The organism is Sphingomonas sp., assembly GCF_035910975.1.
GTDB lineage: Bacteria > Pseudomonadota > Alphaproteobacteria > Sphingomonadales > Sphingomonadaceae > Sphingomonas.
Window position 1 is genome coordinate 594,485 of the sequence record NZ_JAMHWM010000029.1, and the last position, 19,676, is coordinate 614,160.

Here is a 19,676-nt window from a genome sequence, read left to right on the forward strand (position 1 = left end):
CATGCCGGCGGACCCCACCGACGCGCCGCCGCTGGCGGTGTCGATGGGCGACCCCGCCGGGATCGGGCCGGAAATCGTCGCCAAGGCGTGGGCCGCGCGCGCGCGTCATGCGCTGCCGCGCTTCTTCGCGGTCGGCGATCTGCGCGCGATCGAGCGGGTGTGGACGGGTAAGGTCGTCGCCATCTCCGACCCCGAAGAGGCGGTGGACGCCTTCGATCGCGGCCTGCCGGTCCTCGCCATCGCCGACGCCGGGGAGATCGTGCCAGGTGCCCCCGACGTCGATGGCGCGCGCTGCGCGATCGAATCGCTCGAAGTCGCCGTCGGCCTCGCCCGATCGGGCACGGCGGGGGCGCTGGTGACGGGTCCGGTATCCAAGGCGCAGCTCTACCGTATCGGCTTCACCCATCCCGGCCAGACCGAATTCGTCGCCGAACGCTGCGGCATCGCGCGTGAGAATGCGGTGATGATGCTCGCCGGCCCGACCCTGCGGGTGGTGCCGGTGACGACGCACGTTCCGCTGGCGGAGGTGCCCGGCCTGCTGTCGGTCGAGCTGTTCGTCGCCAAGGCGCGCGCCACCGCGCGCGGGCTGCAGCGCGATTTCGGCATCGAATCGCCCCGCCTCGCCTTCGCCGGGCTCAATCCCCATGCGGGGGAGGACGGCGCGATCGGGCGCGAGGAGATAGAGATTATCGGGCCCGCCGTGGCACAGCTTGTGGCCGAAGGGATCGACGCGGTCGGGCCGATGGCGGCCGACAGCATGTTCCATGCCCGCGCCCGCGCCACCTATGACGCGGCGATCTGCCCCTATCACGATCAGGCGCTGATCCCGCTGAAGGCGCTGCATTTCGACGAAGGCGTCAACATGACGCTGGGCCTGCCGATCGTCCGCACCTCGCCCGATCACGGCACCGCCTTCGGCATCGCCGGCACCGACAGTGCCGAGCCCGGCGCGATGATCGCCGCGATCCGCCTGGCCGGCGATGCCGCCGCGCGCCGCGTCGCGCGGTGAACCCTCCCCCCGTCCTGCCACCGTTGCGTGAGGTCGTCGCGCGCCACGGCCTGGCCGCGTCCAGGGCGCTGGGCCAGAATTTCCTGTTCGACGGCCAGTTGCTCGCGCGGATCGCGGCCGTCCCCGGCGACCTGACCGACGCCGAGGTGCTGGAGATCGGTCCGGGCCCCGGCGGGCTGACCCGCGCGCTGCTCGCCGCGGGCGCGCGCGTGACCGCGATCGAGCGCGATCGCCGCTGCATCCCCGCCCTCGCCGAGCTGGCCGGCGCCTATCCCGGCCGTCTGCGGGTGATCGAGGGCGATGCGATGGCGATCGACCACCGCACGCTGTTCGAGGGGCGCCCGCACATCGCCGCCAACCTGCCGTATAATATCGGCACCGCGCTGCTCGTCGGCTGGCTGTCGGCCGGCTGGACGCCGTGGTGGACCAGCATGACGCTGATGTTCCAGAAGGAAGTCGCCGACCGAGTCGTCGCGCCGGTCGGAGGCGGTGCTTATGGCCGACTCGCGGTTCTCTCCCAGTGGCGCAGCGCGGCGCGCATCGCGATGCCGGTCCACCGCTCCGCCTTCACCCCGCCGCCCAAGGTGATGTCGGCGGTGGTCCACATCACGCCCGGCGAAATGCCCGAAGGCGTCCGCCTAGCGACGCTCGAACGCCTCACCGCCGCCGCCTTCGGCCAGCGCCGCAAGATGCTGCGTCAGAGCCTGAAGGGCGTGGCCGGCGCGCTGGAAGCGCTGGAGACGGTAAGGATCGACCCCGCCCGCCGCGCCGAGACGGTCAGCGTCGAGGAATTCGTCGCGGTCGCGCGGGCGCTCGACGCGGGCTGAACGCCGGCCTCACCCCTCGTCGCGAATCGCGTCGATCAGCTCGTCCTTGCGCATCTTCGACCGGCCCCTGATCCCGATCATCCGCGCCTCGTCGTACAGCGCCGCCTTCGTCCGCTTCTCCAGGCGCCTGCTGTCGTGATTGAGCGTGCCCGCCGCCCTGGCATTGGCGATTCGCGCCGCCTTCTCCTTCGACATCCCGTCGCGGCGCAGATCCTCGTAGAGTTTGTCGTCCTTGATCTGCGGTCCGTAGTCCTTCGTCATGCGCGCACCTCCTTCATCGACGAAAACGCGGCGGCCCGCGTGGCGGATGCATGACAATGGGGCGACAAACCCGTTTCGCCCTCCTATATGCCCGCTCGGACCGATCAGCCCCCGCGAAGGCCCCATGCTCACGACACACCCGTTCGATGACGACAAGCTGCGCGAAGAGTGCGGCATCTTCGGCGTTTCCGGGGCGGAGGGCGCCGCCGCGCTCGTCGCGCTCGGCCTCCATGCGCTCCAGCATCGGGGACAGGAAGCCGCCGGCATCACCAGCTGGGACGGCCACGCCTTCCACACGCATCGCGCGATGGGCCATGTCGCCGGCAACTTCGACCGCGACGAGGTGATCCGCGCGCTGGCGGGGGAGACCGCCTGTGGCCATGTCCGCTATTCGACGACGGGCGAAACGTCGCTGCGCAACGTCCAGCCGCTCTACGCGGAACTCGCCTCGGGCGGCTTCGCGGTGGCGCACAACGGCAACATTTCCAACGCGATGCGCGTGCGCCGCGACCTCATCCGCTCCGGCTCGATCTTCCAGTCGACCAGCGATACCGAAACGATCATCCACCTTGTCGCGACGTCCAGCTATCGCACGCTGATCGACAAGTTCATCGACGCTCTGAAACAGCTCGAAGGCGCCTATTCGCTCATCTGCATGACGCCGGAGGGGATGATCGCCTGCCGCGATCCGCTCGGCATCCGGCCGCTGGTGATGGGCAAGCTGGGCGACAGCGTGATCTTCGCGTCGGAAACGGTCGCGCTCGACGTGGTCGGCGCAGAGTTCATCCGGTCGGTCGACCCGGGCGAACTGGTGATCGTAAAGGGCGGCGAGATCAGCTCGCATCGCCCCTTCGCCCCCCAGGCCCCGCGGCCGTGCATCTTCGAATGGGTATATTTCTCGCGCCCCGATTCGATCGCTGACGATCATTCGGTCTATTCGGTGCGCAAGGCGATCGGCGCGCAGCTGGCGATCGAGGCGCCGGCCGATGCCGATCTGGTCATCCCGGTTCCCGATTCGGGCGTGCCCGCGGCGATCGGCTATGCCCAGCAATCGGGCGTCCCGTTCGAACTCGGCATCATCCGTTCGCATTACGTCGGCCGCACCTTCATCCAGCCGGGCGACAAGGTTCGCCATCTGGGCGTCAAGCTGAAGCACAACGCCAACCGCGCGCTCATCAAGGGCCAGCGCGTCGTGCTGATCGACGATTCGATCGTGCGCGGCACCACCAGCCTGAAGATCGTCCAGATGATGCGCGAGGCCGGTGCGGCGGAGGTGCACATGCGCATCGCGTCGCCCCCGACGCGCCACAGCTGCTTCTACGGCGTCGATACGCCCGAACGGTCCAAGCTGCTCGCCGCGACGCACGATCTGGAGGCGATGCGCACCTATATCCAGGCGGACAGCCTGGCTTTCGTCAGCATCGATGGCCTCTACACCGCGCTCGGCAGCGAGGGGCGCCCTGCCGTGAAGCCCGGCCATTGCGACGCCTGCTTCACCGGCGACTATCCGACCACCCTGACCGATCAGGATGAAAACGGCACCCCGATCGACCAGTTCGCGCTGCTGGAGGAGCGGGTGGGTTAGCCTTACCCCCTCCCCGTTCGGGCTGAGCCTGTCGAAGCCCTGTCCTTTTCTTCATACCGCCCGAAAAGAAGGACAGCCCTTCGACAGGCTCAGGGCGAACGGAATATCTGATGACTGACAGACCTCTTGCTGACCGCCTTGCCCTCGTCACCGGGGCCAGCCGCGGCATCGGCGCCGCCACCGCCATCGCGCTGGGCCGCGCCGGCGCGCATGTCGTGCTGACCGCGCGGACTCCTGGCGGGCTCGAGGAGGTGGAGGAGGCGATCCACGCCACCGGGGGATCGGCGACGATCGCGCCGCTCGACCTGGCGGACGGCGACGGCATCCCCCGCCTCGCCGCCGCAATCGGAGAACGCTGGCAGGCGCTCGACGTGCTGGTGCTCAACGCCGCCCAACTCGGGTCGCTTTCGCCCGTCTCCGCCTTCGATGCCAAGGAACTGGCGAAGACCTTCACCCTCAACGTCAGCGCCCAGGCGGCGCTGATCGGATCGTTCGACGCGATGCTGCGTCGATCCGACGCGGGGCGCGTGATCGGCCTGACATCCAGCGTCGGCCGCACCCCGCGCGCCTATTGGGGCATGTACGGCGCATCCAAGGCGGCGTTCGAGAATCTGCTGCTCAGCTACGGCGAGGAAGTGAAGGCGCTGAGCAAGGTCCGGGTCGCGATCGTCGATCCCGGCGCCACCCGCACGAAGATGCGCGCCCGCGCCTATCCCGGCGAGGCGCCGGAAAGCGTCAAGCCGCCGGAGGTGGTGGCGGACCGCATCCTGTCGCTGCTCGGCGAGGATATGGAGACAGGCGCGTTCGTCCGCGTGGATTGATGCTCCACTGCCGTCCGCGCGTGCGCTGATCCGGCTGCCGCTACTTCTTCGCCGCCGCGATCAGCTTCGCGTGGAACGCCTCCCGCGCCGCTGACAGATCCTGCCCGGTCGCCCTTGGCCACGCGCTGACGATCGCGATCACCATCCGTCGCGACGGGTCGATCAGGATGCTCTGCCCGAAAATCCCCTGCGCGCCGTAGCGTTTTTCGGGATAGGTCCACCATTGATAACCGTAGCCATAGCCTGGTCGCCCGGTCTGTGCCCTGGCGCCGGTCGCGTCCGCGAACCAGCCGGCCGGGACGATGCCCTTGCCGCCGTCCAGCGCCAGTTCGCCCACCCGCGCATAATCGCGCAGGGTCACCGACAGGCAGCATCCGCTGACTTCCTTGCCGGCCTGATCGACCATCCAGAAGGCGTCCGCCTCCATGCCGTAAGACTTCCAGATCTTCTCGCTCAGATAGGTCGCCAACGACTTCTTCGTCGCGTTGCGGACGAGGACGCCGATCAGGTTGGTCTCGCCGGTCTTGTACACCCATTTGCTGCCCGGCGCGGCCTCGCGCGGCAGGGTGCGCATATAGGCGACGGTCGGGTCCATGCCCTGTGGCACAGGGATCGAGAACATCCGCGCCACGTCGGATCTCGGATCGGTATAATCCTCGTTCCACCGCACGCCAGACGTCATCGTCAGCAACTGCGCGATCGTCACGCCATCATAGCCGCTGCCGGCCAGTTCGGGGATGTATCGTGTCACCGGCTCGTCTACCGAGCGGATATGACCGTCGCGGATCGCCGCGCCGACCAGGGTCGAGGTGAACGACTTTGCCACGGAGAAGCTCGTCCAGCGTCCTTCGCGCGTCAGTCCGCGGGCATAGCGTTCCAGCCGCACCTTGCCGTCCTGGAGCACGATCAGCCCGGCGACATTCTGCGCGGCGATGAAGGCATCGACCTCCGCCGCCGCGATCGGCAGCGGCGCGCCGGCCGGCATCGGCCGCACCCGCGTGCCGCGCTTCGCGACATGGCCGGGGAACAGCTTCTCCATGGTCGGGAAATTCGCATCGCGCTGTCCCTGCGACCAGAACAGCACCTCGGCGCCGACCTGCTGCAGCTTGGCACGGTTCGCGTCGGTGACGGCCACGCCACCCGACGGAGGCGCCGCAGTCTGCGCGCATCCCGCCAGCAGCGCCGCCACGGCGCCGATCGCCCAAGCCTTCATGCCCCCTCCTTGACCAATGTCACCTGGATCACGTCAATCCCGCCACCGCGAAACCCGCCTTCGCAGTACATCAGATAGTAACGCCATAAATCCACGAAATCGCGATCGAATTCGGCTGGTAGCCGACCACCCTCCCACGCCATGTCGAACCGGCGGCGCCATTCCTTCAGCGTCTCGGCGTAGTCTATGCCGAAGGCACGGCGATCGCGCCAGGCCAGCCCCTCCGCCCCTGCCAACGCCCGGGCCCGCCGTTCAGAAATCAGCAGGCCGCCCGGAAACACATATTGCTGGATAAAATCGACATTGTCGGCGTAGGCGTCGAAGATCGCGTCGTCGATGCTGATGAGCTGGATCGCCGCGCGCCCGCCCGGCTTCAGCGCGCGGGCGATGACGGCCAGATAGTCGGGCCAATATTCCCGACCCACCGCCTCGACCATCTCGATGCTGGCGACCGCGTCATAGGTGCCGGCGACGTCGCGATAGTCGGTCAGGGTGAAGCGCGCGCCATCGGGCACGCGCGCGGCGGCATGATCGCGCTGCTCGGTCGACAGCGTGATCCCGTGGACCTGCCGGCCACCCGCCACCGCGCGTTGCGCGAACGATCCCCAGCCGCAGCCGATCTCCAGGATGGTGTCGCCGGGCGCCGTGCCGGTCCGCTCCAGCACGGCGGCCAGTTTCGCCGCCTGCCCATCCTCCAGCGTCATGCCGGCGCGCGGGAAGATCGCGCTCGAATAGGTCATGCTCGTATCGAGCCAGGGCGCGTAGAAATCATTCCCAAGATCATAGTGATAGGCGATGTTCCTGCGTGCCTGTGCCGGCCCGTTGCGGCGCAGCCAGTGGCGTACCCGCCGCAATCCCTTCGACCACGGCTTCGCCCGTGCGGCGGTGCCCAGCGGCACGCGGTTGCGCATGAACAGGTCGAACAGCGGCACCGGATCGGGGCTGGACCAGTCGCCCGCCGCCCACGCCTCGTACCAGCCCGCCGATCCTCCGGTCGCCAGCCGCACCAGCGCGCGCCAGCTTGCCATGTCGACCACCGCCACCGGCCCCGGCGCGCGCCCGCCCAGCAATCGCCGCGTCCCGTCGGGCAGGCTCGCCTCGATCGCGCCCGCCTCCAGCCCGCGGTCTATCCGGTCGAGCAATCGGTGGAACAGCGGGCCGAACGGCGCCAGCCATCCCCCGCCGCGCGCGATCCGCGCCCGCGGTGCCTTCCGCCCCCTGTTGCGAGTCCGCGCGTCCATTCCGCACGCTCAATCACGCGCCGCGCCGCCGCGCAATAGGCGGCGATCAGCGCACCGCCCGTCCCGCCGCCAGCGCCCGCTCGCGCGCCTCGCGATGGCCGATGATCGGCTCGGGATAATCGTCGGGCCGGCCCCCGTTGCCCTCCGGGTCATGGATCGCAGCGTCGGGCAATCCGGCAAGCTCCGGCACCCATTCGCGGATATATCCCGCCGCATCGAATTTCTCGGACTGGACCAGCGGCGCCATGATCCGGCTCCACATGTTCGCGTCGATGCCGGTGCCCGCGACCCACTGCCAGTTCACCGCGTTGTTGCCGTAGTCGGCATCGACCAGCGTGTCCCAGAACCACCGCTCGCCATGCCGCCAGTCGATCAGCAGATGCTTCACGAGGAAGCTCGCGGCGATCATCCGCACCCGGTTGTGCATCCACCCCGTCGCCCACAGCTGCCGCATCCCGGCATCGACGATGGGATAGCCGGTGCGGCCGCGCTGCCACGCCGCCAGGTCCTTTGGGGAGCGGCGCCATTTGAGCGCGTCGTACCGCTCGCGCCCGTTTGCCTTCCCGTAATCGGGCCGGTCGAGGATCACCCCGCGCGCGAAATCGCGCCAGGCGAGTTCCTTGCGATAGGTCGTGGCCGTCCCCCCGCCACCGACGATGTGCCACACGTCGCGCGGCGAAATCTCGCCGAAGCGCAGGCGCGGCGACAGGCGCGAGCTACCGTCGATCGAGGGCAGATTCCGGTCGTGGTCATAGGCGGCGACATCGTCGGCGAACGCCTCCGCCCGCGCCCGCGCAGCGTCCTCGCCCGGCGTCCAGATATCGAAACCCGTCGCCCAGTCGGGGCTGGTCGGCAGCAGGCCCCAGTCGGCCAGCCGCTCGCTCTTCGGCCAGCGCAAGGGCGCCGGGATCGATCGCGGCACCGGCAGCGGATCGTCCGGCGGCATGCGCTGGCTGAGCGCCTTCCAGAACGCCGAATAGACCTTGAACAGCCCGCCCGATCCTGTCGTCACCTCCTCGACGGGCGCCAGATGGTTGCCGTCATGAAGGCACAGCCGGTCGCCCAGCGCCGCCTCGGCCTCGCGCCACCACGGCTCATAATGGCGGATCGCATGGATGCGCGCGGCGCCGGTTTCCTCGCACAATCGGGTGAGTTCGCGCACCGCATCGCCGCGCCGCAGGATCAGCCGCGATTCCTTTGCCTCCAGCGCGCCACCCAGGCTCTCCAGGCTGTGGTGCAGCCACCACCGCTGCGCCGCTCCCGTCGCCCAAGCCCCCGGCGCTTCGTCGTCGAGAACGTAGACCGGAATCACCGGCCCATCGTGCGCGGCGGCGACCAGCGCCGGCTGGTCGTGAAGGCGCAGGTCCTGGCGCAGCCACAGGAGAACGGGTTCAGCCATTCCCGTCCTACTCGCTATTCAGCGCGAGGTTCCTTGTCGACCATCCAGGTCTGGCCCTTCGACACCAGTTTCTGCAGGTCGGGCAGCTTGCCCTCGCTCGCCTGACGGTTCTGGTCGATCACCGCGCTGTCGAAGGTCGGGGCGGGATCGTCGTAGAGGACGCCAAGCGCCATCGGGAACGGCCCGAACGGCATTTCGACCAGCATATGCGCGACCGCGCGGTTCTTCACATTGTGGACGATCACGCCCGATGCGTCGCCGTCGATGATGTCGATGACCTTCAGGCTCAGCGTCTCGATATCGAGCGCCAGGCCCTTGCTGCCGTTCGCGAAGACCATCGGCTGCCCATGTTCCAGCCACAGCTGGTTCGCCGCGGCATTGGGCTTGGCGGTGAACGGCTCGAACACCGCGTCGTTGTAGACGATGCAGTTCTGGAAGATCTCGACGAACGCGGTGCCGCGGTGCGCGTGCGCGGCCTTCAGCACGCTGGGCAGGTTCTTGTGCACGTCGATCCCGCGCGCAACGAACCGTGCGCCGCTGCCCAGCGCGAAGGCGCAGGGCGTGGCGGGGCGATCGACCGAGCCGAACGGGGTGGACGGGCTGCGCGTGCCGACGCGGCTGGTCGGCGAATATTGCCCCTTGGTCAGCCCGTAGATCTCGTTGTTGAACAGCAGCACCTGGCAGTCGAGGTTACGCCGCAGCAGGTGCATCGTGTGGTTGCCGCCGATCGACAGCGCGTCGCCGTCGCCGGTGATGATCCACACGTCGAGCTCCGGATTGGCGAGCTTCACCCCCGTCGCCACCGCCGGCGCACGGCCGTGGATGGTGTGGAAGCCATAGGTTTCCATGTAATAGGGAAAGCGCGACGAACAGCCGATGCCGCTGACGAACACGGTGTTCTCCGGCCGCACGCCCAGTTCGGGCATCGTCCGCTGCACCGCCTTGAGCACGGCATAGTCGCCGCACCCGGGGCACCAGCGCACCTCCTGGTCGGTCTCCCAGTCCTTTGGCTTGGTCGCGATGGGGGTCATGTCGTTCATAACTAACCTCTGAAATACCAAGCTTCTATGTCGGGCATCCGACGGACAAAACGGGACTGATCGATTTCGAACGCCTTAAGCTTGCTTTCCAACAAGCTGAGCACGGTGAAGACGCCGTATTGGAAAGCCGAACTCTCACGCTTCGCGTCGTCGAGAAGGTCGGGAATTTCATAGAGAAAATCTCGAAGCATCAACTGCTCCGACGACATTCCATCAAGATTCCCAGCATTCACGGATTGATCGCTTCCGGGCTCGGCAACTGCGTATCGCTGAACGGCACCTCGCCGCCCTCGTTGCCGGGCTTGCCGTCGAAGAACCTCGCGATGGCGTCCTCGATCTCGGCGATGCGGAACGGCTGGCCGCTGACCTTGTTGAGCGGGATCGCGTCGATCAGATACTGGTCGCGCAGCACCGTCTTGAGCTGGCCGGTATTCATTTCCGGCACGAGGACATGCTCGTAACTCTTTAGCAGATCACCCAGATTCTTCGGCATCGGCCAGATGTGCCGGATGTGGATATGCGCAACGTCCAGCCCCTTGTTGCGGGCGCGGCGCACCGCCTGATGAATGGGCCCGAAGGTCGATCCCCAGCCGACCACCGCCAGCGTGCCCGATGTCTCGCCAACCTCGACCTGCTGGTCCGCGACGTCGATATTGGCGATCTTGGCCTGCCGGGTATCGGTCATCGCCTGGTGGTTGGCCGGCGAGTAATCGAGGTTGCCGGTGCCGGCCGCCTTCTCGATGCCCCCGATACGGTGGAGCAGGCCGGGCGTGCCGGGCTTCACCCACGGCCGCGCGCCCTTGTTGTCGCGGGCATAGGGCAGGAAGGCCTCCCCTTCCGCCGGCGCATCGGTGCGGAACGTCACCGGAAACGGCGCATAGCCGCTCATGTCCGGCACCTTCCACGGCTCGGCCGCGTTCTGGAGGTAGCCGTCGGTCAACAGCATGACCGGAGTCATATACTGGGTCGCGATCCGCACCGCCTCGATCGCGCAGTCGAAACAGTCGGCGGCCGATCGCGCGGCGATCACCGGCACCGGCGCGTCGCCGTTGCGGCCGTAGACGGCCTGATACAGGTCGGATTGCTCGGTCTTGGTCGGAAGTCCGGTGGAGGGGCCGCCGCGCTGCGCGTTGACGACGACCAGAGGCAGTTCTGTCATGATCGCAAGGCCGATCGCCTCGGTCTTGAGCGCGATGCCCGGCCCGGACGAACAGGTGACGCCCAGGCTGCCGGCGTAGCTCGCTCCCAGCGAAGACGCGACCGCGGCGATCTCGTCCTCCGCCTGGAAGGTGGTGACGCCATATTCCTTGTAGCGCGACAGCGTGTGGAGGATCGCCGACGCCGGCGTGATCGGATAGCCGCCGAAGAACATCTTCAGCCCCGCGAGTTGCGCACCCGCGACCAGCCCCAGGCTGATCGACTCGGCGCCGGTCACGGTGCGGTACAGCCCCGGCTCGGCGGGCGCGGCGGGAACATGGCGCTGCGACACGCCCATCGCGCCCAGTTCCGCCGTTTCGCCATAGGCGTGGCCCGCGTTGAGCGCGGCGATGTTCGCCTCGGCCAGTTCAGGCGCCTTGGCGAACTTGGCCTTGAGCCAATCGACGAGCGGCGCGCGATCCCGATCGAACATCCACAGCGCCAGGCCCAGCGTCCACATGTTCTTGCAGCGCAGCGCTTCCTTGTTGCCCAGGCCGTAAGGCTTCACGGCATCAAGCGTCAGCTGCGAGATGTTGAGCTTCAGAAGCTGCCACTTGGCGAGAGAATCATCCTCCAAGGGATTGGAATCATACTTCGCCTTGTCCAGGTTACGCTGGCCGAACTCGCCCTCGTCGGCGATGATGAGGCCGCCCGGCTTCAGCGCATCGACGTTGGTCTTCAGCGCCGCCGGATTCATCGCCACCAGCACGTCGGGCTGGTCGCCGGCGGTCTCGATCGCGGTCGATCCGAAGTTGATCTGGAACGCGCTGACGCCGAACAGCGTGCCCTGCGGCGCGCGGATCTCCGCCGGGAAATCGGGGAAGGTCGCCAGATCGTTTCCGGCAAGCGCGGTGGAGAGGGTGAACTGCCCGCCCGTTAGCTGCATCCCGTCGCCGGAGTCGCCGGCGAAGCGGACGACGATCGCCTCTGCCGGCGGGTTGGCCGACGCTTCCTGCGGCGTCAGCTCATGGATGGCGGTGGCCATTATTCTGTGTTTCCTGCGTAACCTGTCGCCGCACTCTCTAGGCCGGGCGCGGTCGTGACCCAAGGTAGAACGAACCGGGGATCATGCAAACGCTTCTTTAGGCGCGCGGCGCGCCGGCCGGCCACCGTCAGCGGGGCGACCACGAACCGGTACAGGATCAGGCCCGGCGCGACATGATCGGGGTGATGGACGACGGCGATCACCGTGCCTAGGTAAGCGTCATACGCGACCGTCGCCAGCAGGAGAGCGCATGACCGATCCCTTCGTCCGCCCCGACGTCCGCGCGCTGCTCGACATGCTGAAATCGATGCCGGGCCCGAAGATGCACGAACTGGAGCCCGCGCAGGCGCGTGCGCAATATGTGATGATGAAGGAACTCGCCGATCTGCCACAGGGCGATCTGGCGGAGGTCCGCGACGTCGCGATCCCCGGCCCCGCGGGCACGATCCCCGCCCGCCTGTTCGATGCGCGCGACAAGCGCGAGCCCGGCCCGGTGGTCGTGTTCTACCACGGCGGCGGATTCGTGATCGGGGGCAGCGACAGCCACGCCAGTTTCTGCGCGGAAATGGCCCGGATGCTCGACCTGCCCGTCGTGTCGGTCGATTATCGCCTGGGGCCGGAGGCGCCATGGCCCGCCGCGCCCGACGATGCGGAGGCGGCCGCGCGCTGGGTGGCGTCGAACCCGGCCGAACTCGGCCGCACCGCGACCGCGCTGGTTCTGGCAGGCGACAGCGCGGGCGGCAACCTGACGATCGTCACCGCGATGGCACTGCGCGACGCGGCCGCCGCCGTGCCGGTCATCGCGCAACTGCCGATCTATCCCGCCACCGACACGTCGAAGCCTTACCCGTCCTATGATCTGTTCAAGGACGGCTATCTGCTGACGCATGAATCGATGGCCTGGTTCGACGCGGGCTACCGGGCGGAGCGCGACCACGTCCGCACATCGCCGTTGCTGGGCCGAACCGATGGCCTGCCGCCCGCCGTGGTGGTGACCGCCAGCCTCGATCCCCTGCGCGACCAGGGTCGCGCCTATGCCGCCGCGCTGATCTCGGCCGGCGTCGCCACCGTGTTCCGCGAGGCGGTGGGCAACATCCACGGCTTCATCACGCTCAGGAAACTCGTTCCCAGCGCGGTGGGCGACGTCGCCGGCTTCCTGATACCGCTGAAGGCGATGATCGCCGAGGCCGAGGCCCAGCGCGTGATGGCGCAGGCCGCCGGCGCGTGAACGATCTGCCCTACCGCCCCTGTGCGGGCGTGATGATCGTCAACCGCGACGGCCGGGTGTTCGTCGGCCAGCGGCTCGATTCGACGCTGGAGGCGTGGCAGATGCCGCAGGGCGGGATCGACGAGGGCGAGGACGCGCTGGCAGCGGCGATCCGCGAAGTCGGCGAGGAAACTGGCATCGCGCCCGCGCTGCTGACGCTGATCGCCGAGGCGGCGGAGGAACTGCGCTACGATCTGCCCGCCGAACTCGTCGGCAAGCTGTGGAAGGGCAAGTGGCGCGGCCAGCGCCAGCGCTGGTTCCTGTTCGCCTTCACCGGCGAGGATTCCGATGTGAACATCGCCACCGCCCACCCCGAATTCCGCGCCTGGAAATGGGCCGATCCGGCCCAACTGCCAGCGATGATCGTGCCGTTCAAGCGCGACCTTTACCGCGCCGTGCTGGCCGCGTTCGACGAGCCGCTCCGCACCCGCGCCGAAGCGAGGCCGTAAAACCGCCGCTTTCCTGCTATTGGACGCACCCGTGATGCGCGTCGCCCTGCTGCCCCTGTCCGTCCTGCTGCTCGCCAATACCGATCCGGCGCCCGTCGCCGCCGATCCGGTGGAGATTCCGCAGGCGATCAGGACGATGCTCGATGCCGCCATGGCATCGGGCAGCGAAGCCGAAGTCAACACCATCGCCAAATACGCCAGCACCGCGGCCCCCGAAAGCGCCGCGCTGATCCGCAGGGCCGCGCTGGAGTGGAAACAGGATCGCGCCGCCGCCGCGCACAAGACGCTGATCGAATCAGGCTTTTTCGATCTGGTCCGCGGCAAGGCGGAAATCGGCGGCTTCTTCACCACCGGCAACACTAACAACGTCGGGGTGACCGGTACGGTCGAGCTTAAGCGCGACGGCATCCAATGGCGTCACAATCTGAAGATGCTGGCCGAATATCAGGAAAGCGCGGGCGTAGTGAGCCGCGAGCATTATCTGATTTCCTACCAGCCCAACTACAAGTTCAGCGATCGCGCCTACGTCTATGGCGCGGGGCAATATGAGGAGGACCGCTTCCTCGGCTATTTCTCACGCTACGCCCTGTCGGCGGGCGCGGGCTATACCGTGGTGAAGACGCCTTCGGTCAGCCTCGATCTGGAACTGGGGCCGTCCTTCCGCCGCACTGAATTCACCGATCTGAACACCGAACGCGAACTGGGCGCGCGCGGCCGGATCGATTTCGACTGGCGCCTGGGCAAGGGCGTAACGCTCAGCCAGGACGCGGCGGCCTATCTCCAGAACCTCAATTCGACGGTTACCACTCGGACCGCGCTCGCCGCGAAGCTGTTCGGTCCGCTTTCGGCCCAGATGTCCTACGCGGTCAGCTACGAAAGCCGGCCGCCGCGCAACCGTGTGAACACCGACACCACCAGTCGGGCCTCGCTGGTCTACGCCTTCTGAACCGGCTAGTCGTGGGCGATGGCGCTCTCGACGATTGAATCCGCCGCGATCGAGCGGGCTTCCGCCTCTCCCATGCTGGATCGGACGCTGGCATGGGCAAACGTCAACAGCGGCACCGGCAACCTCACGGGGCTGGCGCGCGTCGCCGACATGCTCGCGGATGCGTTCTCCGCCCTGCCGGGCGATATCGCGCTGGTCGATCCGGCGCCGGTCGAGCGCGTAACCGCCGGAGGCACGATCGAAAATCTCGCCCACGGCCGGCACTTGCGGCTGATCGCGCGGCCCGAAGCGCCGCTCCAGATGCTGTTCACCGGGCATATGGACACCGTCTATCCCGCCGATCACCCGTTCCAGACGATCGCCGCGCTGCCGGACGGGCACATCAACGGCCCCGGCGTCGCGGATATGAAGGGCGGGCTCGCGGTGATGCTCGCCGCGCTCGAGGCGGTAGAACAATCGCCTGATATCAGTAGTTTCGGCTATGAAATTCTCATCAATTCCGATGAAGAAACCGGCTCCTTCTCGTCCGCCGCGCTGATCGCCGAAATGGCGCGCGGCAAGCATGCGGCGCTCACCTACGAACCCGCGCTGCCCGACGGCAGCCTGGCCGGGGCACGCGCGGGGAGCGGCAATTTCTCGCTGGTCGTGCGCGGGCGCAGCGCACACGCCGGGCGCAATCCCGACGACGGCCGCAACGCGATCGTCGCCGCGGCCGATCTCGCGCTGCGCCTCAAGAAAGCGAACGGCCCGCGCCTGTCGGTCAATCCGGCCAGGATCGACGGCGGGGGCCCGAACAATGTCGTGCCGGATCTCGCGATCCTGCGCGTCAATTTCCGCGCCGTGACGCCCGACGACGTAGCCCGCGCCCGTACCCACATCGATGCCGCCGCAGCCATGGTCCGCGCCGAACATGACGTCACGGTCGAGGTCCATGGCGGCTTCAACCGCCCACCCAAGCCGCTCGACACCGGAGCCGAAGCGCTGTTCGGCCTGGTCCGCGACGCCGGCGCCGATCTCGGCATCCCAATTGCCTGGGCGCCGACCGGCGGGGTGTGCGACGGCAACAACATCGCGGCCTGCGGCGTGCCCGTCGTCGACACGATGGGGCCGCGCGGGGGCGCGATCCATTCCGACCAAGAGTTTCTGATCCCCGAAAGCCTGGCCGAACGCGCGTCGCTCTCGGCGCTCACCGTCCTGCGCATCCTCCGGAAAGGCCGCCTGTGACATTCGTGATACGCGCCGCCAGGCCTGACGACCTTCAAGCGCTCTATGAAATGGCGAAGCTGACCGGGGGGGGCTTCACCAACCTACCGCCCGAGCGCCCCGCGCTGCGCGCCAAGCTCGAACGCAGCGCGACAGCCTTCGCGCGGGACGCCGACACGATCGAGGACGAGTTGTTCGTCCTGGTTCTCGAAAACACGGCGACCGGTGAGGTACGCGGCACCTGTCAGGTCTTCACCCAGGTCGGCCAGCGCTGGCCCTTCTACAGCTATCGCATCGGCACCATCACCAAGCGCAGCGAGGAACTGGGCCGCAGCTTCAGCGCTGAGATGCTGAGCCTCGTCAACGATCTCGGCGGCGCCAGCGAAGTCGGCGGCCTGTTCCTCCACCCGGGCGAGCGGGCCGGTGGCCTCGGCCTGCTGCTCGCCCGCGCGCGCTACCTGTTCATCCGCAACCACCGCGCGCGCTTCGGCGATCGCGTGCTGGCGGAGTTGCGCGGGATCATCGACGAGGCCGGCGGATCGCCCTTCTGGGACGGTGTCGCCGGGCGATTCTTCGGGATGAATTTCCAGGATGCGGATCAGTTCAATGCGGTCCACGGCAACCAGTTCATCGCCGATCTGATGCCCAAGCACCCGGTCTATGTCGCGATGCTTTCCGAAAGCGCGCGCAGCGTCATCGGCCTGCCGCACCCCAGCGGTCGCGCGGCAATGCGAATGCTGGAAAACGAAGGCTTTGCGTTCGAGAATTACATCGACATCTTCGATGGCGGCCCGACCATGACCGCGCGGATCGACACGATCCGCACGGTTCGCGAAGCCCGCGACGTAGAGGTGTCCGGCGTGGCAGAGGGCGGCGTGCCCGCGCTGATCGCCACCGGCCGCCTCGCCGATTTCCGCGCCTGCCTGGGTGAAGCCGGCGACACGACGATCGACGCTGCAAGCGCGGCGGCACTGGGCGTCGGAGCCGGCGACATCGTCACCCGCGTCGAACGCTGATGCCGCTGGTCGAGATCAACTTCGACGGCATCGTCGGTCCCAGCCACAATTACGCCGGCCTGTCGCCGGGCAATCTCGCCGCGACCCGCAACGCCGGTGCGACGTCGCATCCCCGGGCCGCCGCGCTCCAGGGCCTCGCCAAGATGCGCGCCAACCTCGCGCTCGGGCTGACGCAGGGTATCCTGCTCCCCCATCCGCGGCCGGATCATCGCTGGCTGGCGGGCCTTGCGACCGACTATGCCGACGCCGCACCGCACCTGAAGGCACAGGCGCTGTCGGCTTCGGCCATGTGGGCAGCCAACGCCGCGACCGTCTCTCCCGCCCCCGACACCGCCGACGAGCGCTGCCACCTGACCGTCGCCAATCTCGGCACCATGCCGCACCGCAGCCATGAATGGCCCGCGACGCTGGCGCAGTTGGAACTCGCCTTCGCCGATCCCGCCTTCGCGGTCCACGCCCCGGTCCCCCCGCCCTTCGGCGACGAGGGCGCCGCCAACCACATGCGCATGACCCGCGCGCACGGCGAGCCCGGCGTGGAGGTGTTCGTCTATGGCGAGGACGGCGGCCCCTTCCCCGCCCGCCAGCACCGCGAGGCGAGCGAGGCCGTCGCGCGGTGTCATGGCGTCACCAACGCACTGTTCGTCCGTCAATCGGACGCGGCGATCGCCGCCGGCGCGTTCCACAATGATGTCGTCGCGGTCGCCAACGAACGCGTGCTGTTCGCGCATGAGCAGGCGTTTGCCGATCGCGACGCCTTCTACGCCGATCTGCGCGCCCGCCTGCCCGCGGTCGAGATCGTCGAGGTTCCCGCGAATGCGGTCAGTCTGTCGGATGCAATCGCATCCTATCTGTTCAACGCCCAACTGGTGACGTTGCCCGACGGCACGATGGCGCTGATCGTCCCGAGCGAGGTCCGCGCGACCCCATCCGCCTGGTCATGGCTCCGGCAACACGTCGCCGGCAACGGCCCGATCCGCCGGGTCGAGGCGGTCGATGTCCGCGAATCGATGGCGAACGGCGGCGGTCCCGCCTGTCTGCGCCTGCGCGTCGTCGCCGATCCCGCCACGGTCGATCCGCGTTTCCTGGTCGATGCGGCCAGGCTCGATCGCATCGCCGCGGTGATCGCGGCCGAATGGCCGGAGGCGATCCCGTTCGACGCGATCGGCGATCCCGCGCTGCTCGCCCGGATCGAACACGCCCGTGCGGCCCTCCTCGAAAGCCTCGACCTTGTCGGGTTACTTGACAGTTAACCAACAATGGTAACGCCGGAATGGCGGTTTTCCGCCGCTGGCGCGGGCCTTGCTTAACCTTTCGGCCATGTGGTCCCGCGTCCGCCGCCTGTTCACGATCAAGACCAAGTTCGAGGCCTATCTGGTCATCTACGGCCTGGGCCTGGGCGCGATCGAGCGCGGCGTGCATTACCTCCAGACCTATCCCGGCATCGGCGGCTGGCTGTTGTTCGCGGCCTGCCCGGTCGCGGTGTTCATGGCCGGTGGGCGGGTGCTCGACTCGCTCGATCACTATCGCGGCGAGGACTGAGCCGGTTCCCTTTTGCTCCCCGCCGCGCTAGGATATGGCATGGCGAGTAAGACCCCCCTGCACCGCTGGTTCCTCGATCACCCGGCCAGCGTCGGCGAGAGCTATTTCGAGCATTTCGGAGTCGCGACGCGTTTCGGGGTCAAGCTGATCGGCGGCGGGCTCGCCTGCCTGGTTCACGCGATCCTGCCCAACGCCTGCGTCCGCACCGGCAGCAATACGGTGAAGGGCCTCTATTCGGAAATGGTGTCGCGCCAGCCCGGCGTGCGCCGCCCGGCCTATGAAGAGCCCGAATGGCGCCCGGAATACGAGATTTGAGCCGCAGACGCGCGGCGTGACCGATCACGTCGTCATCATCGGCGGCGGCTTTTCGGGGTCGCTGCTGGCGATCAACCTGCTTCGCCACGACGGCCCTCGCGCCACGCTGATCGATCGCTCGGCGGCGCCCGGCACCGGCCTCGCCTATGGCGCGGCGCACCACAGCCACCTGCTCAACGTCCGCGCCGGCAACATGAGCGCACTGCCCGACGATCCCGGCCATCTGGTACGCTGGCTGGCGGCGCGCGGACATGCGGAGCCGGCGACCGCGTTCATCCCGCGCCTGCTCTACGGCGACTATCTGCGCGAACAGCTCGACGCCGCGGCCGCATCGAGCCGGCTCGACGTGGTCACCGGCGACGTCGTCGATATCGACGTGCATGGCGCGGCGCTTGCCGACGGCCGGCGGATTGACGGTGACGCCGTCGCCCTCGCGGTGGGGAATCTTCCGCCGCACACCCCCGACGGGATCGATCCGGCCACGCTGCCCGACCACCGCTATGTTGGTGACCCGTGGACGCCGGACCTGACCGCCGGCCTCGACGATCGGTCGACCGTATTGATCCTGGGCACCGGCCTGACGATGGTCGATGTCGCGCTGAAGCTGGAGGCGGAGGGGTATCGCGGACGGATCATCGCATTGTCGCGCCGCGGGCTGCTGCCGCGCGCCCATGCCGCGCCCGGCGCCCCGTGGAAGCGGATCGACGAACGCCCGCGCCTGTCCCCGGCCGCGCTGTCACAGGCGGTGCGCGCACGGGGGATCGACATCGGCTGGCGCAACGCGGTCGATGAACTCCGCCCGTTCACCCAGGCGATGTGGGCCAATGCGACGGGGGACGAGCGCGCCCGTTTCCTGGGCCACCTGCGGCCCTGGTGGGACGTCCACCGCCATCGCCTGGCGCCCGAGGTTCACGCGCGGATCGAGGCGATGGTCGCGCGCGGCCAGTTGCAGGTTGTCGCCGGCAAGATCATCGCCGCCGAAGCCACGCAGCCCGGCGTGAGGCTAAATCTCAGACCGCGCGGTAGCAATGCGAACGAAATACTTGATCTTACGAGGATCATAAATGCCACAGGGCCGCAGGGCGACCTCGCGCGAACAGACGATCCGCTTTTGCGCCGGCTGCACGAACGCGGCCTCGTCCGGCCCGACGCCGCGCATCTCGGGATCGACGTCGATGCCGACACCGCGGTGATCGGTCGCGACGGCCACGCGTCCGATTGGCTCCACGCGCTCGGCCCGATGACCCGTGGCGCCTTCTGGGAAATCGTCGCGGTGCCGGACATTCGCGTCCAGAGCTGGTCGCTCGCCCGCCGCCTCTCGAACGCGCACTGGGTCGGCGGCGAGGGCTTGTAGCCCTTCCCT

General features: G+C 68.2%; 21 protein-coding genes. 13 read left to right on the plus strand and 8 right to left on the minus strand.

The window, feature by feature from the left end; genetic code table 11:
- The first annotated feature begins 1 nt into the window (after position 1).
- Together pdxA and rsmA are read left to right on the plus strand one after the other, a co-directional pair.
- On the plus strand, positions 2-1,009 hold the full coding sequence (gene pdxA, locus VYI76_RS09325; protein WP_326524479.1) for a 4-hydroxythreonine-4-phosphate dehydrogenase PdxA: 1,008 nt from the start codon (positions 2-4) through the stop codon (positions 1,007-1,009).
- 14 nt (positions 1,010-1,023) lie between these two features.
- Positions 1,024-1,836 (plus strand): 16S rRNA (adenine(1518)-N(6)/adenine(1519)-N(6))-dimethyltransferase RsmA, encoded by an 813-nt coding sequence (rsmA, locus tag VYI76_RS09330; protein WP_326525080.1) that lies wholly within the window; start codon positions 1,024-1,026, stop codon positions 1,834-1,836.
- A 9-nt stretch (positions 1,837-1,845) separates the two neighbouring features.
- Here rsmA and VYI76_RS09335 read toward each other — a convergent pair whose 3' ends face one another.
- Positions 1,846-2,097 (minus strand): DUF7218 family protein, encoded by a 252-nt coding sequence (locus VYI76_RS09335; protein WP_326524480.1) that lies wholly within the window; start codon positions 2,095-2,097, stop codon positions 1,846-1,848.
- Positions 2,098-2,221: 124 nt separating this feature from the next.
- Here VYI76_RS09335 and purF point away from each other — a divergent pair, with 124 nt between their 5' ends.
- Positions 2,222-3,682, plus strand: coding sequence for an amidophosphoribosyltransferase (gene purF, locus VYI76_RS09340; protein WP_326524481.1), 1,461 nt, complete (start codon positions 2,222-2,224; stop codon positions 3,680-3,682).
- A gap of 110 nt (positions 3,683-3,792) precedes the next feature.
- A complete protein-coding gene (locus tag VYI76_RS09345) occupies positions 3,793-4,503 on the plus strand; it encodes an SDR family NAD(P)-dependent oxidoreductase (protein WP_326524482.1) in 711 nt (236 codons plus the stop codon).
- 40 nt (positions 4,504-4,543) lie between these two features.
- On the opposite strand, the gene VYI76_RS09350 is transcribed toward VYI76_RS09345, so the two are convergent.
- Genes VYI76_RS09350 through VYI76_RS09380 form a run of 7 tightly spaced genes read right to left on the minus strand, consistent with a single transcriptional unit; the run spans position 4,544 to position 11,781 of the window.
- A complete protein-coding gene (locus VYI76_RS09350; RefSeq protein WP_326524483.1) occupies positions 4,544-5,716 on the minus strand; it encodes a serine hydrolase domain-containing protein in 1,173 nt (390 codons plus the stop codon).
- Positions 5,713-6,957: a cyclopropane-fatty-acyl-phospholipid synthase family protein gene (locus tag VYI76_RS09355; RefSeq protein ID WP_326524484.1), complete on the minus strand. Its 1,245-nt coding sequence runs from the start codon at positions 6,955-6,957 to the stop codon at positions 5,713-5,715. The genes VYI76_RS09350 and VYI76_RS09355 overlap by 4 nt, the downstream gene beginning before the upstream one ends.
- A 46-nt stretch (positions 6,958-7,003) precedes the next feature.
- Positions 7,004-8,356 (minus strand): cryptochrome/photolyase family protein, encoded by a 1,353-nt coding sequence (locus tag VYI76_RS09360; protein ID WP_326524485.1) that lies wholly within the window; start codon positions 8,354-8,356, stop codon positions 7,004-7,006.
- Between the two features lie 14 nt (positions 8,357-8,370).
- Entirely contained in the window at positions 8,371-9,396 is a 1,026-nt protein-coding gene (locus VYI76_RS09365; protein ID WP_326524486.1) for a 2-oxoacid:ferredoxin oxidoreductase subunit beta, read from the minus strand.
- 2 nt (positions 9,397-9,398) lie between these two features.
- Positions 9,399-9,629 carry a hypothetical protein gene (locus VYI76_RS09370; protein WP_326524487.1) on the minus strand — a complete coding sequence of 77 codons (231 nt, stop codon included), beginning with the start codon at positions 9,627-9,629 and terminating at the stop codon, positions 9,399-9,401.
- Positions 9,626-11,578, minus strand: coding sequence for a 2-oxoacid:acceptor oxidoreductase subunit alpha (locus tag VYI76_RS09375; RefSeq protein WP_326524488.1), 1,953 nt, complete (start codon positions 11,576-11,578; stop codon positions 9,626-9,628). The genes VYI76_RS09370 and VYI76_RS09375 overlap by 4 nt, the downstream gene beginning before the upstream one ends.
- Positions 11,578-11,781, minus strand: coding sequence for a hypothetical protein (locus VYI76_RS09380; RefSeq protein WP_326524489.1), 204 nt, complete (start codon positions 11,779-11,781; stop codon positions 11,578-11,580). Before VYI76_RS09380 ends, VYI76_RS09375 begins: the two co-directional genes overlap by 1 nt.
- 47 nt (positions 11,782-11,828) lie before the next feature.
- Between VYI76_RS09380 and VYI76_RS09385 the strand changes: the two genes are divergently transcribed.
- The 9 genes from VYI76_RS09385 to VYI76_RS09425 all read left to right on the plus strand — a co-directional run bounded on the left by VYI76_RS09385 (position 11,829) and on the right by VYI76_RS09425 (position 19,667).
- A complete protein-coding gene (locus VYI76_RS09385; protein ID WP_326524490.1) occupies positions 11,829-12,806 on the plus strand; it encodes an alpha/beta hydrolase in 978 nt (325 codons plus the stop codon).
- A complete protein-coding gene (locus tag VYI76_RS09390; RefSeq protein WP_326524491.1) occupies positions 12,803-13,294 on the plus strand; it encodes an RNA pyrophosphohydrolase in 492 nt (163 codons plus the stop codon). The genes VYI76_RS09385 and VYI76_RS09390 overlap by 4 nt, the downstream gene beginning before the upstream one ends.
- Before the next feature lie 34 nt (positions 13,295-13,328).
- The gene (locus VYI76_RS09395; protein ID WP_326525081.1) at positions 13,329-14,240 is read left to right on the plus strand and encodes a DUF481 domain-containing protein; all 912 of its coding nucleotides are present in this window, start codon (positions 13,329-13,331) and stop codon (positions 14,238-14,240) included.
- Positions 14,241-14,258: 18 nt separating this feature from the next.
- Positions 14,259-15,464 carry a hydrolase gene (locus VYI76_RS09400; protein ID WP_326524492.1) on the plus strand — a complete coding sequence of 402 codons (1,206 nt, stop codon included), beginning with the start codon at positions 14,259-14,261 and terminating at the stop codon, positions 15,462-15,464.
- Positions 15,461-16,459, plus strand: a complete 999-nt coding sequence (locus tag VYI76_RS09405) for an arginine N-succinyltransferase (protein ID WP_326524493.1) — start codon at positions 15,461-15,463, stop codon at positions 16,457-16,459. Before VYI76_RS09400 ends, VYI76_RS09405 begins: the two co-directional genes overlap by 4 nt.
- Positions 16,459-17,709 (plus strand): N-succinylarginine dihydrolase, encoded by a 1,251-nt coding sequence (locus VYI76_RS09410; RefSeq protein WP_326524494.1) that lies wholly within the window; start codon positions 16,459-16,461, stop codon positions 17,707-17,709. Before VYI76_RS09405 ends, VYI76_RS09410 begins: the two co-directional genes overlap by 1 nt.
- 67 nt (positions 17,710-17,776) lie before the next feature.
- A complete protein-coding gene (locus VYI76_RS09415; RefSeq protein WP_326524495.1) occupies positions 17,777-17,998 on the plus strand; it encodes a hypothetical protein in 222 nt (73 codons plus the stop codon).
- Positions 17,999-18,037: 39 nt separating this feature from the next.
- Positions 18,038-18,313: a DUF6356 family protein gene (locus VYI76_RS09420; protein WP_326524496.1), complete on the plus strand. Its 276-nt coding sequence runs from the start codon at positions 18,038-18,040 to the stop codon at positions 18,311-18,313.
- 16 nt (positions 18,314-18,329) lie between these two features.
- Positions 18,330-19,667, plus strand: coding sequence for an FAD/NAD(P)-binding protein (locus tag VYI76_RS09425; protein ID WP_326524497.1), 1,338 nt, complete (start codon positions 18,330-18,332; stop codon positions 19,665-19,667).
- The last annotated feature ends 9 nt before the right edge of the window (positions 19,668-19,676 follow it).

Excerpts from the sequence above, each read along its gene's own strand:
- pdxA (WP_326524479.1), top strand. The coding sequence starts at position 2 with ATGCCGGCGGACCCCACCGACGCGCCGCCGCTGGCGGTGTCGATGGGC.
- VYI76_RS09335 (WP_326524480.1), bottom strand. The coding sequence starts at position 2,097 with ATGACGAAGGACTACGGACCGCAGATCAAGGACGACAAACTCTACGAG.
- purF (WP_326524481.1), top strand. The coding sequence starts at position 2,222 with ATGCTCACGACACACCCGTTCGATGACGACAAGCTGCGCGAAGAGTGC.
- VYI76_RS09345 (WP_326524482.1), top strand. The coding sequence starts at position 3,793 with ATGACTGACAGACCTCTTGCTGACCGCCTTGCCCTCGTCACCGGGGCC.
- VYI76_RS09350 (WP_326524483.1), bottom strand. The coding sequence starts at position 5,716 with ATGAAGGCTTGGGCGATCGGCGCCGTGGCGGCGCTGCTGGCGGGATGC.
- VYI76_RS09355 (WP_326524484.1), bottom strand. The coding sequence starts at position 6,957 with ATGGACGCGCGGACTCGCAACAGGGGGCGGAAGGCACCGCGGGCGCGG.
- VYI76_RS09360 (WP_326524485.1), bottom strand. The coding sequence starts at position 8,356 with ATGGCTGAACCCGTTCTCCTGTGGCTGCGCCAGGACCTGCGCCTTCAC.
- VYI76_RS09365 (WP_326524486.1), bottom strand. The coding sequence starts at position 9,396 with ATGAACGACATGACCCCCATCGCGACCAAGCCAAAGGACTGGGAGACC.
- VYI76_RS09375 (WP_326524488.1), bottom strand. The coding sequence starts at position 11,578 with ATGGCCACCGCCATCCATGAGCTGACGCCGCAGGAAGCGTCGGCCAAC.
- VYI76_RS09385 (WP_326524490.1), top strand. The coding sequence starts at position 11,829 with ATGACCGATCCCTTCGTCCGCCCCGACGTCCGCGCGCTGCTCGACATG.
- VYI76_RS09395 (WP_326525081.1), top strand. The coding sequence starts at position 13,329 with ATGCGCGTCGCCCTGCTGCCCCTGTCCGTCCTGCTGCTCGCCAATACC.
- VYI76_RS09400 (WP_326524492.1), top strand. The coding sequence starts at position 14,259 with ATGGCGCTCTCGACGATTGAATCCGCCGCGATCGAGCGGGCTTCCGCC.
- VYI76_RS09410 (WP_326524494.1), top strand. The coding sequence starts at position 16,459 with ATGCCGCTGGTCGAGATCAACTTCGACGGCATCGTCGGTCCCAGCCAC.
- VYI76_RS09415 (WP_326524495.1), top strand. The coding sequence starts at position 17,777 with ATGTGGTCCCGCGTCCGCCGCCTGTTCACGATCAAGACCAAGTTCGAG.
- VYI76_RS09420 (WP_326524496.1), top strand. The coding sequence starts at position 18,038 with ATGGCGAGTAAGACCCCCCTGCACCGCTGGTTCCTCGATCACCCGGCC.